The organism is Paenibacillus sp. MABNR03 (genome assembly GCF_050455445.1).
In the GTDB taxonomy this organism is placed as follows: Bacteria; Bacillota; Bacilli; order Paenibacillales; family Paenibacillaceae; genus Paenibacillus; species Paenibacillus xylanilyticus.
In genome coordinates this window covers 235,444-251,022 of the sequence record NZ_JBCIYR010000002.1, presented here as the reverse complement: position 1 = coordinate 251,022, position 15,579 = coordinate 235,444, and the positions used below count along the sequence as shown (strand labels likewise).

Sequence of the window (15,579 nt, the reverse complement as noted above, 5' to 3'; positions counted from 1 at the left end):
TATACGCTTATGCAAGAAGTTTGGGGTATGGCAGCTAGTATCCATCTTCATAGAAACCCAGAAAAGCGACCATTCCCCATGCTAAACGGTCGCTTTTTCTAATTATAAATAAAGATAACAATCTACGGCGTATTTATTTCTCTCTTATGATTACAGCCCCAGCTTCTGCCCTTTCTCCAACCGCTGGATCTGCTGCTCGCCGGTGTCAGCAAGCTCACGAAACTGGATAATCGTCTCCCGCATTCTTGGCAGAGCTTCCTGCTTATAAAGACTGATGGAGTCAAGCGCAGACAGCACATCGGTGAACGCCTGTTTCATCGTATCCACGGAGATGCTGGCTTCATACGCCTGCTTCTGGATGGCAATCCCCTGATCCTTCAGCATTTTGGACGTGCCTGCAATCAGATCGTTGGTCGTCTGATTGAGCAGCTCGATCTTCTGCAAAACAATCTTCTGATTGTATAGCGCACTGGCAACGGTTACGGCAATTTTCAATGCCGAGATCGTCACGTTCTTGGCACGGTCCACACCTCGAATCAGTTCCTTGTTGTTGCGGATAACCACCTCAATTGCCATGATGCCCTGCTGATTCACGACCAGCATCTGCTGGAGATCCATGACACGCTGTCGCAGCGGGAACAGAACCTCTTCGGTGATAAAACGGACCTTCTCCGGGTCCTCATTCCGGACCTTGGCGGCCTCGATCTGTCCGTCAATCGACTCATCCATAAGCACACCAAGCTGGATTTCTTTTTGCAGCCGTTTGGTCAGTTCTCGCAGCGTCTGCTGCTCAATCTCCAACGTTGTATTGTCGTTCCGAAGTGTGGCTCTGCCTTTGTCCAGGGAAGTTACGATGTCAGCGATGACCGCATCGGCCTTCTGGTATTTGAGAAAATAGGCCCGCAGCGGATTGAACAACTTGCCAAGGAATCCGGTCTTGGCGAAGTCGACCACGCTGGGGTCGAGATCCTTCAACTGCATGTGCAGCTCGGTCAGGCCTTTGGCAACCTGACCGCCTTCGTCTCCTGTCTTGGACAGATGTCCAACAGAGACTTGAAGCAGCGCGTTTTTCTCCGAAGAGGATCTCATCGTGTTCATGCCAAAGCCTTCAATGGATTGCAAAATCTCCTTGCGTTTATCCAGTGACTCCAAATCCAGCGACATGATCATCTCCACGTTGGCGTTTGCCACTTGCTGCAGCTCTGCCACCTCGGCCGGGACGGGCTTCACCTCTTCCTCTATGACCTTCTGAATTTCCTTCTGGCTGGGTATCTCCATCGAAAACGACATCCAAATTCCCCCTTAAATTTACATCTGCACGTTAAACAGGTTTCCGATCTTGTACACGACATCGTCGGTATCGGCGTTGATGCTGGCCGCTTCGTTAATGCTGGAGATGCTCTCCAGAGCCTTGATGTCTGCGTTGTATCCGATCGTGTAGATTGGCACTTGATATGTCTCTACCAGTTCACGAATATCCTTCAGTGTATGTCCTTCGTTGGTCTCCCCATCACTCAGCACAAAAATCAGCGGCTTCACGTTCGGATCAGCGGCCATATAGTCCTCCAGCATCTTCATCGCTACAACGATTCCATCAAAGGTCGCCGTACCGCCGCCTGCTTGCAAACTATCCACGGACCCCACGAACATGGACTGTTGGTTGGTATCATACTTGGCAATCGGCAGGTTTACGGTTACGCCACTGGAATACGAAACGAGGCCAATGCTGTTGTCCGTGCCCAGATATTTCTGACCTTTGCGGAGGGATTCCTTCAGCCGGTTCAGCGGCTCCCCATCCATGCTTCCGGATACGTCGGTCACGAATACAGCCGCGATCGGTTTGCTGCCGTTCTTTTTCTCTTTCCATACTTTCTGTGCGGACAATAACGTGCCACCATCGACGGTCGCCAGCTCGGACTTGTAGTCCTGCAAACCGTTAAATCCGAACTCTTCCGCCGACTGCTGATATTTCGCCTGGGTGACGAATTCCGCGAACTTTTGGATGATCTCCTGTTTGTTCTCCGGCAGCTGCCCCAGTGCATACAGCGGACTGTCATGCCTTACGCCAAATGGTGTAAAGACATATCCGCTTTTCAGATCAGCGGTGTTAACATACGTTTGGTATTCGAGCACAAAGGCGTCCAGTCGACCTGATTTCGCCGCTTCACGCATCTGAATGGTTGTGGAAGCCGTAAACGGTACGTTGGCCTGGAATTTCTCAAAGCCTTCAATCGCTTTCTCCCCCAGCGGATTGGAGCTATCGTACGTATTCAGCGCTGTCACGAGAAAATTAAGCCCTGTAGAGCTGGCAAACGGATCGGTATACCCCATTGCGAGTTCATTATTGGCAATCGCTTCGGTGACCGTTTTTACATTGACGGAACCGTACGTGTCAACGAGCGAATCATATTTCGCTTTGGAAATAACAATCCCGGGGACATTCCCCACCAGGCGTTCGGATACCTTTTCGGTCTTCACACCGCTTGCGGCAACCATCTCTCCCCACAGTTCATTGGAAGGCGTGTATGCATCGGGTACGTATTTGCCGGACTTGATGTAATCGGCTGCTGTTCCGGATGCAATATTGCGGATCTTTACCGATACCGGTTGACCGCCCACTGTAATGTTAGCCTTGTTGAATTCTTCACTGACCTCGGTTAGCCAGCCGTCTGCCCCAGTCCCGGATTTTTCGATGGACGAGAAAATCTCGACATACTCATTCGTCGTATTCTCAACGGTAATCGGGAACTTGGAGATGTCCGGCAGCGATTCTGCCACATCAACCGGATCCAGATCGATCTGTCCCTTCACGGGTTCAGCCGTTGCTGGTGCAATGTCCGCGTACAACTTGCCCAACTCTTTGCCTGCGTTCTCCGTTGTCACCTGTGTACTGGATTTACCGAAGTTCGATGTCAGTGTGATTCCCGCATAGACCAGGCCGAACACAAGTACCAACATCACAACCGATATGAAAAAAAACTTCCCTTTCTTCGCCATAGATGCAACCCCTCACTGTCTGTATAATTTGGTGTGCTTAATTAACTGATCAATGTCCTGCATGCAGGGCATCTGTTCGATATCCCCGGCTTCAAAACTGTCCAGGCGTGATATTTCCAGCAGCAGCTGATCGAGTTTGAGTAGAATTTCTTCATTGGTATGGAGCGAGTCTTTCACATAGGATAGATAGTCGTTATACACTTTGGTTTTTTCCTGAAATAATTTTGGTGGAATCTTGGAGGATTTGGATTTCATCAATGCGGCGTATTCGGCTTCATCGAATACATGGAGTCTGTTCAGCACGCTTCGAATGTTGAGGTACAGCAGCTTCTCCACTTCTAGCGTGACGGAGGCAAATTTCTTATAGCTCAGCTCCCCCGGATCGAACCGCTGATTCAGCACGTTCAGGAGCGTTTCTTTCTTCTTCTTCATCCGGCTCAATTGGGACAATCCCAGCGTAATATCTTCTTCAAGCACTTTAATGCGTCTATAAAAGGACAGTGCTTCCACATAATCTTCATGGGTTTCGATCTGCTTAACGGGCAAGACCACGGGCTGTTTAAACAGCAGAGTGTAACTTCCATAAAAGAGAGCCATTACACTCCCGAACAGAAGGGTTACGGTCAGCGCCGTTGCAAAAGCCCCACCACTGAAGCCAAGTCCAATGAATCCTGGCGAAAACAAAAGAACATTGATGACGACAACGCCGAAGATCAGGCCCAGCCATTTTATGTACTTGGTCATCGTATATGATCTGACCTCCTTTCTCGCTATATGATGGACCGATTGTCGATATTTACCATCGGATATATCCTTCATTGTACATGATGTTGCCCTCATTCGGGTCGGTGAATATGGATATTCATAAATATACGTGGCGCAGGCTCATCCCATTTCATCTACAGGGACACGTGGACAAATTTTGTAATCTCATGACAACGGGTCCAATATGGACGAAGAAAAACTCGGAATTATCCGGTAACGGAAAAAGAAAGATTTACAGGTAATACGTGGAATGTGGAGATTGCGTGTCATTTTTTATATAGGACGAGCAGGAAAAAGACATAAAAAAATACTCCGGGCGCAGAGCGCCGGAGTATTTCCATATATATTCTATTCCAGCCTGAACAGCTGCTGAAAAGGGATCGCCAGTTCCGGGAACAGCTTCGATTGAATCGTCTGATCTTGCGTATACAATCTACGATCCTGATAGCTTCCATCCTCTAGCGTATAAACATGTACAGTCTGGTTGCCAGGATCGACAATCCAGTATTCATGCACACCATATTTCTGATACAAATTAAACTTCTCATTAAAATCCTTCAAGGCAGTCGAAGGAGACAATACTTCTAAGATCAAAGACGGTGCACCGTGACAGCCATTTTTGGAGATTTGGTCCTTGGGACAAATGACGGACAGATCTGGCTGTACAACATGATTTGGTGTATCGTATTGTTCATTTTCGCTAAAATACACATCGAAGGGTGCAACAAACACATAGCATTTTTGGTTCTGCAAAAAAGTTCGCAAGGAGAAGTGCAGCTCACCCACAATAAATTGGTGCCTGGAGGTCGGTGCTGAGGACGTATTATAGGCTTTGCCGTTAATGAGTTCCCATGCTCCTTCCCAGGTCAGCCAATCCTGAAAGCTATAGATACTTTTGTCATCCGGTTTTGCCACACATTCAACCTCCCTGATCCCTAATCGACTTTGTATAATCATTATACCCTTGTGTTTGCTGATTTCCATTCGATGCCGATTTATGAGATCAAGGATTTTGGCTTGCTTCGGGTTGTACGCACCTCTACGACTTTCCCTGCGCACCCATGATCACCAATGGCCAGGAACGTAACGGTCACACTGTCCTTACCGGAGGTAACCGTCTCAGGAATATCATAGGTCGCATAGAACACTTCACCGATCTTGTTCATATGAATTCGCTGCTGGCCGACTACGGTTCCATCCACAACAACGCTGAATTCTCTGGTATACCGCGTTCCTTCCCGTTCAAATGGTGAATGATCCCCGCCCCAATAGCCGACACACAAAACATTCGAACCGGAACCATCTACAGCCAATTGGTAACTGAAATATGCTCCGCTGACGCCAAAGGCTTCCCGCCACATATGCAGCCTGTTGCGGCTGTCCGTGTATGAACCGTTATGGTGTTCTGCACGGCAGTTGCTATCCAGATGATGCCCGATCTCGTCCTGCTGGCCGTCCGGCTGCACCCTGTCGATGGTGATATCATTCAGTTCCTTCTCCAGCGCATCGCCTTCATCGTTAAACGGCCAATATACCGTATAAAACTCATGATGCACATCGTAGAACGGAATCAGCTTCACAGCTTCACCTGTAGACGTCACATCCTTGCTGAGTTCAAAAGTTAACGTTCCCGAATCCACCTCTCTGATCCATTCAGTGACATCTTCCTTCTCCGTCCAGATCACGGGTACGGGTGCTGTCTTCGGATTCAGGGCCGTCTCATCCACAATGGTATCTTCCGGCAGCCCTTCGCTTCCCAGTGCACCTGCCAGCACGATGGGACCATACAGGAACGCTACCTTGTGCGTATCATCCCTGGACGTGTATTGGCGCAGTGACATCGGCAGGGTGATGGTGATGACATCGCCAGCGGACCATGTGCGTTCGATGGAGAGATATCCGGGTTCCATCCGAGTATACAGATGTGCCGTATCCCCATTGACGGTTGCCGTCATTGGCTCCTGCAGCCATGAGGGCACGCGTAATCTTAGATTGGCCGAGGCATGGCCTCCGGTGATCGTCAGGTTTACTTTTTCCGAATAAGGGAAATCGGTTTCGAGCTTCAAGGATAAGCCCTGTGACGCCCAGTCCAGCTGGGAGGCGATATACAGATTCACGTACAGGTCCTGTTCATCCTCAAAATAGATCGCCTCGGCGTATTTGCCGGGATTCTCCATCCCTGACCCTGTGCAGCACCACCATGCGGTATCATGTGTCCCGTAGATTTTGTAATGACCCTGAAGCGTGGAAGCAAAATACGTTTTGTTGCCTGTATCGGGATCCTGCGTGCCCAGGATGTGATTATAGATGGCGTTTTCATAATAGTCCATGTAGGCACTGTCCGGGTTCCAGGCAAACAGTTGTTTCGTCAGATGCATCATGTTGTGGGTACAGCAGCTCTCTCCGGTTTTGATACCAAGGCTCTCCATTCCCTTCGCCTCATAATGTTCCGAGATGCTCGTGGCGCCGAACACATAGGAGCGATGGTGAATCGTTGTGTCCCAGAAAAATTCCGCTGCCGTCCGGTAGCTCTCATGCGAATGATCCTGGTTATAAATTTCGGCCGCGCCGATTACTTTTGGAATCTGAGTATTGGCGTGTTTGCCCTGAAGATCATCCCGCTCTTGCTCCAAGGGCTCAAGGATCATTTGGTGGGTGAACCGATTGGCCATATTGAGATAAACGGATTGACCCGTTATTCCGTACAACTGAGCGAACACTTCGTTCATGCCGCCATGCTCACACTGGAGCATCGTCTGTACCTGTTCCTCTGTCATGCTACTCATGCCCGCCACGGCCCAATCCGCGAACCGGGTAACCACATCAAGGGCCAGCTGATTGCCCGTAAGCTTGTAAGCGTCGATAAGACCGCGATAGATTTTGTGTACGCTGTACCACGGAACCCAGAATCCATTGATATCAAAACTGCCAATACGCTCGGCCCGGAACGCCGCATCAAAGGCTTCCTCGGTCAAACCGCCGATATATCCGCTGCCTGTCGCCTGCTGAATTCCTGCAAGTTCGGTGACGGCGTAATCCAGTGTTTGTTTGAGCTTCTCATTGCCTGTCGCCTGGTAAGTTACAGCAAGAGCAGACAGATAATGTCCAAGAGAGTGTCCGCTGATCGTCCGCGCTTCCCAGCCGGCATACCGTTCCTTCTTTGCGGTTAATCCGTGTGCCTCGTAACATGGGGCCAGGAACCGATCGATGTCCAGTGATAACAGGTACCGTTCCCCGACCTGTTGGGATGTTTGGAAAACCCCGTTTAACAAATGCACATGTTCAGGACCCAGAAATCCCTTTTTCGTTTCAATCATGGTTCATATTCCTCCTCGTTATGTAATGATATGATGACTTTTAATAGCTTTTCCGAAGCAGGTTGAAAGGGTAAAATCCGTGTTTCCATTTATACACTGTATGATTACTGCCTCATGTCAATCCTTGATTAACCACATGTTATCAAATAAAATACAACTACATCAGACTCATAATCCAAGAAAAGGTGGATAAATCCGTCTTATGCAAAAGCCAATCCAATATTATCTGTGCGGCAAGTTCATTACGGAAGGCAATTGGACACATATGAAGCGGATCATGCCTGTGCATGAGATCATTTTGATGCTGGAAGGCGAGATGTATATTGCGGAGGAAGATCGGTATTATGTGGTTCGTGCCAATGATCTGCTGTTTCTGCGAGCGGGGCATACCCATTATGGTTACCAGATGAGCGATGCTCCCGTCAGCTTTTACTGGGTTCACTACGAACCTTTAACCGAAGGATTCGACCGTTATCCAACGCATGCGACCATCCCGGTGCCCTCGACGGCCAATCAGCTGTTCAAGCAGCTGCTACATGTCTCGTCCTTCTCTCCCGAAGAGGCAGAAGCGGCACTTCTGCTGCTGTTAAAAGAGCTTGAGCGAAACGCGGAGGCTGGTTATCGGCCCCATAATGCGGTCGTTGACCATATCTGCAAATGGGTTGATATTCATCTTCATACGGATATCACGGTAGGCAAGATTGCGGAGCATTTCAGTTTTAACAAGGACTATATCTCCAAAATGGTGAAACGCGAAAAAGGCATCGGCCTGAAAACGTACATTCTCACCGAGCGGATCAACCGTGCCAAACAGCTGCTGCTCAATACCAATGCTAGTGTAAAGGAAATTGCCGGGCAATGCGGATTCTCGGATTACAAACTGTTCCTTCGCATGTTCAAGCAGTACGAAGGCAATACGCCAACCGAATATCGCAACAACCTGTATTCCACCCAGCTCAATCGTTTATAATTGCTGGATTCGTATGAGAAGAGAAGATGTTGGCATAGACTTACTCATAGAAAATCATACGTAATCTATAGAAAATTTTGATTATTCCGATCAAATTAGTTGTGTTACGATGTGGAATAACTATATTTCATCCACCCCATTTCCGAAGGAGAAATTGAAATGACGACAACGGCAGTCACGATTCATCCCGCTTCCGAAGCTGACCATGAAGAGATTGTACATATCCTCGTTGCAAGTTACGCGGAGTACAAGGACACCTTTCAGGATCAGGAACGATGGGAAGCCTACGTAAAAGATATGAAGGAATCATTAGATAACCCCTACCTCGCGCAATTGTGGGTCGCCAAAGTGGACGATCAGGTCGTAGGCACGGTGCAATTGTTCGAAACGGCACATAAGGCCTATCCCAACTTTGAACTCCCTATTGATTATCCGTTTATTCGCCTGCTTGGCGTGGATCCAGAATGGAGAGGACACGGCATTGCCCGCGAGCTCCTTCGTCAGTGTGTTGCATCAGCCAAAGACATGGGCAAAGACAAGGTATATCTGTTTACGGGCGGACAGATGGTTAATGCCATTCGTTTATACGAACGTTTTGGTTTTGTGGAGGATGAAGAATTCAGTCCGCGTAACAGTGGAGGCAACGCCATTTGTTATCGTTATGATTCGTGATTCATCTGGGATTGTGACATGAGGGGCATAACCGCAGGAAAATGAACGAACGAGGATATGAGTTTCTGCACATATAATCGTTAAATACAGAACAGGCCGCTCATTACGAGCGGCTGTTCATTGAAATCTATTCATTCAAAATGTGCTTATTAACCACCGATTTTCACCAAAATTTTCGCATGGCTCTTGTCGCTCATCAGCAGCTCAAGCCCTTCCTCCACGATGTTATCCAGTTTGATTTTCTTGGTGATGACCTGTTTCACATCGAGTGCTCCTTCAGCAATGAGAGAGATCACTTCAGGGAAAATGTGACGATACGCGAGTGTTGCCGTCAGATTCGCTTCCTTCACCAGAAGATCGAAGAAGTTCACCTGCAGCGGGTTAGGGATGGCTGCGATAACAACTACTTCTCCACCTTTTTTGACTACCGCTACAGCACTGTCCATCGTTGGTTGTACCCCTGCCGCTTCATAGGCAACATCAATTCCGCCAGATTGCTCCAGGATAACTTTCGTTGCATTTACTTTGGCACTGTTCACCGGAATCGCTCCCAGCTTGGCTGCCAGGTTCAGGCGTTCCTCAAACACGTCAACCGCATAGATCGTCGAAGCACCAGCGGCTTTTGCAGATAGAATCGTCAGCAGCCCGATTGGACCTGCACCATACACGGCCACCTTCTGCCCCACTTTCAGTTTGCTGTGACGAACGGCATGGAACGCCACGGCTGTAGGCTCGACAAGTGCGCCTTCTTCAAAAGAAACGTTGTCTGGCAATGGGTGTACCATATACGCCTCAACAACAACATATTCGGCAAACCCCCCATCACCGTTCAATCCAACGAATCCGAATTGAGTACACTGATTATAGCGTCCCTGGATACAGTATTCGCATTTGCCGCAATGATACAATGGCTCTACAACGACACGGTCCCCTACGTTGATACCGCTTACATCACTTCCCAATTCACTAACCGTTCCGGCAAACTCATGTCCCAATGTCAATGGTGCCTTCTGACCTGAGAGCGGGTGATTTTCGCCTTCCTGAATCCCTACACCATGGTGATAAGCATGCAAGTCACTGCCGCAGATCCCGGCATATTCCACTTTAATTTTGACTTGTCCCGCCCCAGCAACCGGAACTTCACGTTCTTCCACTCGAACATCTTTATGGCCATACCATACTGCTGCTTTCATGAATTTCATCCCCTTAGTTAAGCTTATAAAATAGCTCGTCTATATATTATATCGCCGTTCACGTATTATTCATATTTATAGATACTAATGTTAATATTAGTAGAACTAATGCTAAAACGGAGATGAACCCATGAATCTGGAACAGCTTGAATATGTCGTTGAAATTGCCAAAACACAATCCTTCTCCGCCGCCTCGGAGCACCTGCATGTTACACAATCAGCCATCAGTCAATCTATCCATCGTCTTGAAAAGGAGCTTGGCCTGACTCTGTTCGAACGCTCCCGGCAGGGGACTCACCCTACAGCGGAAGGCAAACAATTCATTGCCAAGGCGCTGGACATTTTGCAGCGGGTCGATGAATTGAAATCGCTGAATGCGGAAGCGTCCTGCCTGACAGGCGACCTGCATGTATCAACCTTTCCCAGTGTCATGCACTACCTTGTCCAGACCACTGCCGATATGAAGCGGGAGCATCCCCGGTTGAATATCTCCATTGAAGAGAAAGGCTCCATGGAGATTATCGAAGATATCCGGAACAACAAGGCACACCTTGGTTTCATTGCCATCTACACGAAACAGCTGCGTGAATTCGATGGACTGCATTTCAGCCCAATGTATTCCGGCAAACTGGTTGTAGGCACCCACCATCAGTCCGATCTGGCCAAGCTTAACCGGGTGACGCCTGATCAACTGAAGGAGCATCCTCTAGCGCTGTACCGCGATGGCTTCATTGAAGATTTCATTCAGGATTTTACGTATGATTATGGAGCGCTGTCCATCCTCTTCAAAACAAACAACTCGGAAGCGATCAACACGGTTCTTCGAAACAATATAGCAGCCAGCATCGGTCACGACTTCTCCTTCTATCAAAATTCGTTATGGAAGGAAGGTCTGGTGAAGATGGTGGAGATTGCCTCCATCGACCAGCCCAAGATGCAAATCGGCTTCGTACAAACCGAGTCCAAGGAGGTCGCCGCAGCCGCAGAGCGGTTTGCCCAGAAGTTCAGGCAGGCGATCGAGCTGGATTACTTAAAGAATTAAGGGTTTTCTTGAAACCCGCTACAACATCCATGCCCATCAAAACAAAAAAGTACGCCATACGCTGGGGATGTCTCTTCACATCCTGTCTCCAGCAGCCTCGGTACCTTCTCGTTCGTAACATATCTTTACTTTTACTTTTCTAACGGCCTCGCTCATCTCATTCGTTTGATGCCCCAGCAAAATGGAAGTTCGGGCCACTTCTTGGAACTATCCGTTTAATGGTGGCCCTGTTTGCCTTCAGTGTCGTCCACTTGTCTTCGTGCTGCTCTGTGCTTTTTCGTTTCCAAATCAGCCTGTCTTACAGGGATGGGCAGCCGACTTTCTTTGTTAATCAACGCCAGGGTCACTTCTGTAGACGTATCGATATCAATCCCATTGCCGCAGGAAACAAAGATTGGTTTGACCTGTTGGTGTGTTCGAAGTGCTCGTCCATAGATCTCATCGTTAATGACAATATTGGTGAATGCCCCTGATTCATTGGCAGGCATCTCATAATCTACTTCCTTAATTTTGAGATAGCTTTTGGCGATCCCGATTGTAGGCTTGTTGAGGTAAAACGAAGCATGTGTGGCGATCCCCATATGCCGCGGATGCAGATATCCGTTCCCGTCAAACATGACTAGATCCGGATCTTTCTCCAGTTGGTTAAACGTATCCAAAATGAGCGGCAGTTCTCTGAATGACAGGTATCCAGCGATGTACGGCACCTTGATCTCATCCTGCAATGACTTCGTCTCCACGATCACATGGGTGATATAATCCACTACGCAAATACAGCACACGGCCCGTGTTCGTCCCTCTTCCTCCCAGTACGCCAGGTCCACTCCTGCTACGAGACGAATGTCTTCCTTGTTGAAGCTGTTTTGTAAGTTTATACGTTGCACCAGCTCCTGCTGGATCTGATCAAAAGTTTCTTCGTTGAATGGTTCAGAGGGTAAAATGTTAAGTTGATTCATTGAATTACCTCTCAGTTGGATATATAAGGAATATATATGTCTCCGTTGGGGAGAAAACTCCCCCCAATTATTTCACCTCTTCTGTCTTTGTAGGTGCAGTTGGTAACTGAATCATTGGTGTATTTGATCCACTGACATATGGAAGCACACCATCCCATTTCTTAATCGTCTCGTATTGAACAAGTTGGCTTGTAAGTGATTGTTGAAGCTCTTTGTTTGCTTTGGCTTGACCTTCTGCTTCAATCAATAGTTTGTCTGCATTACCTTGTGCTTCCACACGTTTCCGTTCTGCCTCTTTTTTAGCAATTTCAAGCTCAGTCGTTTTACGTTCCAACTCTTGAGATGCCTCAACTCTTTTATCAATTGCTTCTTGGGTTTTAGCATCTGGTTGAGGAACACCAACGGTAACATTAGATACAATGAATCCTAGCTCTTTGACATCGTCTGCGAAACGTTGTTGAACGTCTACACCGGCCTCAGATGACTTTTCTCCATATACATCAATTACAGTAAATTTAGAAATACCTTTCCGGGCAGCATCACGAAAACGTGTTTTCAAATATGTATCTTCAATTTCTTGAATGCTAATTGGTCCAAAAGTATTGAAGATCGAAGACACTTGGCTTGGTTCTACTTGATAATTGTACGCAAAATCGATTGTGATGTTTTTTCCGTCAGAAGTAGCAATCTGAATATCTTTGTATTCAACGGTTTGAATTCGAATTGGATATTTTGTCACCTTATCAAAAGCACCAACCAACTTCCATCCCTGACTCAGCGTATTATCTTTTACGCCCCCGTTTGGTGAATAGACAACGCCAACATATCCGTTAGGAATTCGTGTCACAAAAAAACTCACCAATAGTACGCCTACAATAATCACTAAAGCTACTGCAATTGCTCCTACCTTAAATGTCTTTAGATTCTTCATTTACATTCTCCTCTTGTTTGAATTTGTTGTATCTTTTCAGGACTCTACTACCTACCATATTGAATAACGGGAACATTAATGACCATAGAATAAATGCTAAGATAAAGACTAAAATGATTCCTCCAATGAATGGCATACTCGTCCTCCCTCTATGGTTGTATCCAAACACAAATTTAATCATCACATAAAAACTCACACCGTTCATTTGAATTACACTTCTGCTTAAACTCTCCCCCTGCTAGTCCTTCGTAACCAAACTTTATTTAAAATGTTGCTTCGTCCACCTCCCCCTTCTTCCAATCGATAACTAAAATATTTAATTCTTCTAAATATATACTTCTATTTTCATATCTGGTTTCAATGATCTCTAGAGACTTCTTGCTGGCCAAGGATCTCCGCCTCACTTTTCAACATAGAAAAGACTTGAAAGAGCGAGTCCACGTTGCCGCCTGATCTCAACTCTCTGAGCTCATTCCTTTGCACATAAAAAAAACATCCCGGCATCAATGCCGAGATGTTTGGTCCATTTAGAGATACATACCTCTACTCATCAATCATACTTCTGCAAACCTTAAACTTCCTGTCCACTCGACTTCCTGAACCGGATCAAGGACCAGATGATCAATACGGCAAGAACGCCGAGGCAGATACTGATGCTGAACCGATTGCCCTCATCGAATATGAACATCACCGCAATTACACCAAGCGCCATTACGGCCAGTCCGGTTACGTAAGGGAATCCCCAGACTTTGAATGTCGGTGTGACCGGGTATCTCTTCCTCAATTTTAACTGGGAAGTGGCAATGCAGATCCATACAAGCATCACGACGAACCCGGGCACTGCGAGCAATACGCGGAATAATTGATCCTGAGCGAACAGTCCCAGCATGGAACCTCCGAGCAAAATGACGGAGCAAACCAGCAACGTATTCACCGGGCTGCCGCTACGATTCGTTCGGGACAGCGCCTTAGGCGCTTCACCGCCCACCGCCATGGAATGCAGCATCCGGGATGCACCGTAGATGCCCGAATTTGCAGCAGAGAGAACGGCGGTCACCAAAATAAAGTTCATAATATGCGCTGCACCGGGCAGTCCTGTGGAAGCCAGTACTTGTACAAACGGGCTGCTCTCCGGTCCGAGCTCATTCCACGGAATCAGACCGCAAATGATGAGGATGGGCAGCGTGAAGAACAAAATAATTCTCAGCATGAAATTGCCCACAATCTTGGGCATCACCTTGTCCGCATTTTCCGTCTCGGTCAGTGTGAGACCAATGAGCTCCGAGCCTCCATATGAGAACATCACAACCAGGAGCGCGGAGAAGATCGATGACCACCCATTCGGAAGGAAACCTCCGGCTTGCGTGTAATTATGCAGATAAGGCGTGTTATCACTTGGAATAATGCCAAAGATCAATGCAGTACCCAGGATGATAAAAATAATAATCATGGCAATCTTGATGCCTGCCAGCCAAAATTCAAACTCCCCGAACACCCCAACACTCAGCAGATTAACGAGTATAATAAATGCGGCGCACGCCAGACTCAGCATCCATAGCGGCACTTCCGAGAACCAATATTGCAAAAAGCTCCCCGCAGCGATTACCTCAATGACACACACGGATAACCATAGGAAGCAGTACATCCATCCCATCACAAAGGATACCCTGCTGCCGAAGGCTTCCTGCACGAAGTCTTTCATGTTTTTGTTTTTGTAGACAGTGGCCATCTCCGCCATTGCAGCCATCACAACGAGCAGTAATAGTCCGGCAAAAATGTACGTTAGGATTACTCCCGGACCTGCAAGCCCAATCGTTTCGGCACTTCCTTTGAAAATCCCGGTTCCAATGACACCACCCATGGCCATGAAGCTGATGTGTCTTGGTTTAAGCTTTTTCTGTAATGTTCCTTCTGTCTGAGCCAATTCAAGTCCTCCTGATGTCAACAACGTCTGTAATTCTTCTCTCAAGCTTTTATAACATAATTTCCAGTATACCCTATTGTTCATGCCTCAGCACAGAAGTTCCTTATGGCAAATTCATTCAATTCATGCGGCCACGTCAAAAAACCAGAATCCTGTGAAGACAGAATCCTGGTTGATTACCCTTTTGAAAACGAGATTGAAACAACTAGGGGATTAACCGAGCGGTGATAACTCCTTCGTCATGAACGCACTGTTCGGGTCCAATATATAATCTGCAAAAGGCTCGCAGTATTCAAAGCCAAAGTCTTCATACATCCTGCGTGCCGGGATAAATGAATCCATCGATCCGGTCTCTAAGCTGATCCGCTTGTACCCCCGGCTTCTGGCAACCTCAATAATGTGTGTCAGGATTTGTCTTGCTACTCCTTTTCTGAGATGGGCATTAACCGTACGCATCGATTTCAATTCTCCATGCTCGACATTCAGTTCCTTCATGGCTCCGCATCCCAGCAGTTCATCACCTTCCCAAGCGCACCAGAATGTAATCTCGGGTTTCTTCAATCCATCCAGATCCAGCGCATGAATGCTTTCCGGCGGCGAATCTTCGGCCATACCCAGCAAATGTTCCGCGATTAATCCTTTGACCTGATCCCCACTCAAGTCATCCACTCTGATCTCCATAACAACCACTCCTGCCGACAATTTTGGTATATTCCATCGCTGAATTTAAACCTATAATTTCATCTTACTACTGTGGCAGGTTTGCTGACAATAGATTCCGGAAACCCACTGAACTGCGTATTGTGATCCCC

13 protein-coding genes are annotated in these 15,579 nt (G+C 47.4%); 3 read left to right on the top strand and 10 right to left on the bottom strand.

Annotated features, from left to right (window positions below; genetic code table 11):
- Positions 1-150 precede the first annotated feature (150 nt).
- The 5 genes from AAIH57_RS09800 to AAIH57_RS09780 form a co-directional block, all read right to left on the bottom strand.
- On the bottom strand, positions 151-1,290 hold the full coding sequence (locus AAIH57_RS09800) for a toxic anion resistance protein (RefSeq protein ID WP_430021492.1): 1,140 nt from the start codon (positions 1,288-1,290) through the stop codon (positions 151-153).
- A gap of 18 nt (positions 1,291-1,308) precedes the next feature.
- Entirely contained in the window at positions 1,309-2,997 is a 1,689-nt protein-coding gene (locus AAIH57_RS09795; protein WP_175397691.1) for a vWA domain-containing protein, read from the bottom strand.
- A gap of 12 nt (positions 2,998-3,009) precedes the next feature.
- Positions 3,010-3,741 carry an NfeD family protein gene (locus AAIH57_RS09790; RefSeq protein WP_430021491.1) on the bottom strand — a complete coding sequence of 244 codons (732 nt, stop codon included), beginning with the start codon at positions 3,739-3,741 and terminating at the stop codon, positions 3,010-3,012.
- A 369-nt stretch (positions 3,742-4,110) separates the two neighbouring features.
- Positions 4,111-4,677 carry a Uma2 family endonuclease gene (locus tag AAIH57_RS09785; RefSeq protein ID WP_430021490.1) on the bottom strand — a complete coding sequence of 189 codons (567 nt, stop codon included), beginning with the start codon at positions 4,675-4,677 and terminating at the stop codon, positions 4,111-4,113.
- Between the two features lie 80 nt (positions 4,678-4,757).
- Positions 4,758-7,079: a beta-L-arabinofuranosidase domain-containing protein gene (locus AAIH57_RS09780; RefSeq protein ID WP_430021489.1), complete on the bottom strand. Its 2,322-nt coding sequence runs from the start codon at positions 7,077-7,079 to the stop codon at positions 4,758-4,760.
- A 202-nt stretch (positions 7,080-7,281) separates the two neighbouring features.
- On the opposite strand from AAIH57_RS09780, the gene AAIH57_RS09775 reads away from it, so the two are divergent.
- Together AAIH57_RS09775 and AAIH57_RS09770 are read left to right on the top strand one after the other, a co-directional pair.
- The gene (locus AAIH57_RS09775; RefSeq protein WP_430021488.1) at positions 7,282-8,049 is read left to right on the top strand and encodes an AraC family transcriptional regulator; all 768 of its coding nucleotides are present in this window, start codon (positions 7,282-7,284) and stop codon (positions 8,047-8,049) included.
- A gap of 159 nt (positions 8,050-8,208) precedes the next feature.
- On the top strand, positions 8,209-8,721 hold the full coding sequence (locus AAIH57_RS09770; RefSeq protein WP_430021487.1) for a GNAT family N-acetyltransferase: 513 nt from the start codon (positions 8,209-8,211) through the stop codon (positions 8,719-8,721).
- Positions 8,722-8,870: 149 nt separating this feature from the next.
- Here AAIH57_RS09770 and AAIH57_RS09765 read toward each other — a convergent pair whose 3' ends face one another.
- Entirely contained in the window at positions 8,871-9,914 is a 1,044-nt protein-coding gene (locus tag AAIH57_RS09765) for a 2,3-butanediol dehydrogenase (protein ID WP_430021486.1), read from the bottom strand.
- A gap of 130 nt (positions 9,915-10,044) precedes the next feature.
- Between AAIH57_RS09765 and AAIH57_RS09760 the strand changes: the two genes are divergently transcribed.
- Positions 10,045-10,956: a LysR family transcriptional regulator gene (locus tag AAIH57_RS09760; RefSeq protein WP_175397696.1), complete on the top strand. Its 912-nt coding sequence runs from the start codon at positions 10,045-10,047 to the stop codon at positions 10,954-10,956.
- A 215-nt stretch (positions 10,957-11,171) separates the two neighbouring features.
- On the opposite strand, the gene AAIH57_RS09755 is transcribed toward AAIH57_RS09760, so the two are convergent.
- The 4 genes from AAIH57_RS09755 to AAIH57_RS09740 form a co-directional block, all read right to left on the bottom strand.
- Positions 11,172-11,912, bottom strand: a complete 741-nt coding sequence (locus tag AAIH57_RS09755) for an endonuclease V (RefSeq protein ID WP_430021485.1) — start codon at positions 11,910-11,912, stop codon at positions 11,172-11,174.
- A 67-nt stretch (positions 11,913-11,979) separates the two neighbouring features.
- Positions 11,980-12,843, bottom strand: coding sequence for a prohibitin family protein (locus AAIH57_RS09750; protein WP_175397698.1), 864 nt, complete (start codon positions 12,841-12,843; stop codon positions 11,980-11,982).
- Positions 12,844-13,414: 571 nt separating this feature from the next.
- Positions 13,415-14,767 (bottom strand): amino acid permease, encoded by a 1,353-nt coding sequence (locus AAIH57_RS09745; RefSeq protein ID WP_175397699.1) that lies wholly within the window; start codon positions 14,765-14,767, stop codon positions 13,415-13,417.
- A gap of 213 nt (positions 14,768-14,980) precedes the next feature.
- Positions 14,981-15,448, bottom strand: a complete 468-nt coding sequence (locus AAIH57_RS09740; RefSeq protein ID WP_175397700.1) for a GNAT family N-acetyltransferase — start codon at positions 15,446-15,448, stop codon at positions 14,981-14,983.
- Positions 15,449-15,579: the final 131 nt, after the last annotated feature.

Excerpts from the sequence above, each read along its gene's own strand:
- AAIH57_RS09755 (WP_430021485.1), bottom strand. The coding sequence starts at position 11,912 with ATGAATCAACTTAACATTTTACCCTCTGAACCATTCAACGAAGAAACT.
- AAIH57_RS09750 (WP_175397698.1), bottom strand. The coding sequence starts at position 12,843 with ATGAAGAATCTAAAGACATTTAAGGTAGGAGCAATTGCAGTAGCTTTA.
- AAIH57_RS09740 (WP_175397700.1), bottom strand. The coding sequence starts at position 15,448 with ATGGAGATCAGAGTGGATGACTTGAGTGGGGATCAGGTCAAAGGATTA.
- AAIH57_RS09800 (WP_430021492.1), bottom strand. The coding sequence starts at position 1,290 with ATGTCGTTTTCGATGGAGATACCCAGCCAGAAGGAAATTCAGAAGGTC.
- AAIH57_RS09790 (WP_430021491.1), bottom strand. The coding sequence starts at position 3,741 with ATGACCAAGTACATAAAATGGCTGGGCCTGATCTTCGGCGTTGTCGTC.
- AAIH57_RS09770 (WP_430021487.1), top strand. The coding sequence starts at position 8,209 with ATGACGACAACGGCAGTCACGATTCATCCCGCTTCCGAAGCTGACCAT.
- AAIH57_RS09760 (WP_175397696.1), top strand. The coding sequence starts at position 10,045 with ATGAATCTGGAACAGCTTGAATATGTCGTTGAAATTGCCAAAACACAA.
- AAIH57_RS09765 (WP_430021486.1), bottom strand. The coding sequence starts at position 9,914 with ATGAAAGCAGCAGTATGGTATGGCCATAAAGATGTTCGAGTGGAAGAA.
- AAIH57_RS09775 (WP_430021488.1), top strand. The coding sequence starts at position 7,282 with ATGCAAAAGCCAATCCAATATTATCTGTGCGGCAAGTTCATTACGGAA.
- AAIH57_RS09795 (WP_175397691.1), bottom strand. The coding sequence starts at position 2,997 with ATGGCGAAGAAAGGGAAGTTTTTTTTCATATCGGTTGTGATGTTGGTA.
- AAIH57_RS09780 (WP_430021489.1), bottom strand. The coding sequence starts at position 7,079 with ATGATTGAAACGAAAAAGGGATTTCTGGGTCCTGAACATGTGCATTTG.